At 70.0% G+C, this 1752-nt stretch carries 2 protein-coding genes; both read left to right on the top strand.

Annotated features, from left to right (window positions below):
- Positions 1–1124 (top strand): D-alanyl-D-alanine carboxypeptidase family protein (locus B8460_RS02365; protein ID WP_048859967.1); only part of this gene is annotated, 1124 nt, incomplete at its 5' end.
- Positions 1125–1189: 65 nt separating this feature from the next.
- The coding region (gene tmk, locus B8460_RS02370; protein WP_241771078.1) for a dTMP kinase at positions 1190–1752 on the top strand (563 nt) is incomplete at its 3' end.

Consider the following 1752-nt stretch of genomic DNA (forward strand, 5'->3'; position numbering starts at 1 on the left):
GCCATCCGGGCCCGGCCGCGGCGGCGCCCGTCGCGACCGGATCGCCGGCGACCACGCCGGTCGGCCCGTACGACACGGCCGCACGCTGGGCGGTGGTGGTCGACTACAACACCGGCGCCAAGATCCTCGACAAGGACGCCGACGCGCTGATGGTGCCGTCGTCGATGACGAAGATCATGACCGCCTACATCGTCTACGGCGCGCTGAAGGCGGGGAAGCTGCGTCTGACGGACACGCTGCCGGTCAGCGAACGCGCCTATCGGATGGGCGGCTCGCGGATGTTCTGCCAGATCGGTACCAGCGTGAAGGTCGAGGATCTCATCCGCGGGATGATCGTGCAGTCGGGCAATGACGCGTGTATCGTGCTCGCCGAAGGCATCGCTGGCTCCGAGGAGGCATTCGTCGTGCTGATGAATGCCAAGGCGAAGGAACTCGGCATGACCCGCACCGTTTTCCGCAATTGCACCGGCTGGCCGGACCCCGACCATCACAGCACCTGCAACGACCTCGCACGCCTCGCGCAGCGGATCATCACGGACTTTCCCGAGTACTACCATTACGACAGTGAAAAATCTTTCAAGTACAACAACATCGATCAGCAGAACCGCAATCCGCTGGTGCAGAAGGGCTTGGCCGACGGCATGAAGACCGGCCACACCGAGGAAGGCGGCTATGGCCTCGTCGGCAGCGCCGAGCGCGGCGGGCGGCGGGTGATCATGGTGCTGAACGGCATGAGCACGATGCATGAGCGCGCCGAGGAGAGCGAGCGCATGCTGGAGTGGTCGTTCCGTGAGTTCGAGGATGTGACCCTGTTCACAGCCGGCGACGTGGTGGAGCGTGTACCGGTGTGGCTCGGCGATGCGCCGACGGTGCCGCTCGTGGGCGGCCGGGATCTGGTGGTCACGATGCCGCGCGCCTGGCGCAAGACGGCGACGATCACGGTGGAATACGACACGCCCCTGCGGGCGCCGGTGACGCGCGGGGACAGTATCGGGTCGCTGACCATCACCGGCACGGGCGTGCCGAACGCACAGTTCCCGCTGCTGGCCGGCGCCGATGTCGCGCGGCTCGGCTTCGCGGGGCGCGCGCTCGGCGTGCTGTCGCATTACGTCACGGGCAGCTGAGGGAGCGGGCCACGTTCATCACGCTCGAAGGCGGGGAAGGGGCGGGCAAGACGACGCAGGCGGGGCTGCTTGCTGCGGCACTCGCCGAACGCGGGCACGCGGTCCTGCATACCCGCGAACCGGGCGGCGCGCCGGGGGCGGAGCGGCTGCGGGCCGTGGTGCTGGCGGGTAACGGCTTCACGCCGCTGGCGGAGACGCTGATCCATGTCGCCGCGCGGACGGAGCACGTGGCAATGACGCTGCGCCCGGCGCTCGCCGCCGGCATCGTCGTGGTGTGCGACCGGTTCGCGGATTCGACGATGGCCTATCAGGGTTACGGACAGGGCGCGGACCGGACGCAGATCGCGGCGCTGGCGCGCCTGCCCGGCCTCGTGCCGGATCTGACGATCATGCTGGAGGCATCGCCCGCGACCGCGCGTGTCCGCCGTCGCGCGCGGGGGCTGCGCGCCGACCGCTACGAGGCGGAAGACGCGGCGTTCCATGACCGCGTCGCCGCCGGCTTCCGTGCCATCGCCGAGGCCGAGCCGGGGCGCTGCGTGCGCATCGACGCCGACGGCGACGTGGCCGCGACGCAGGCGGCGGTGCTGGACGCGGTGCTCGCGCGCATGGCGCGGGCGCATGCGGGGAC

It is taken from the genome of Acidisphaera rubrifaciens HS-AP3 (assembly GCF_000964365.1).
Classification (GTDB): domain Bacteria; phylum Pseudomonadota; class Alphaproteobacteria; order Acetobacterales; family Acetobacteraceae; genus Acidisphaera; species Acidisphaera rubrifaciens.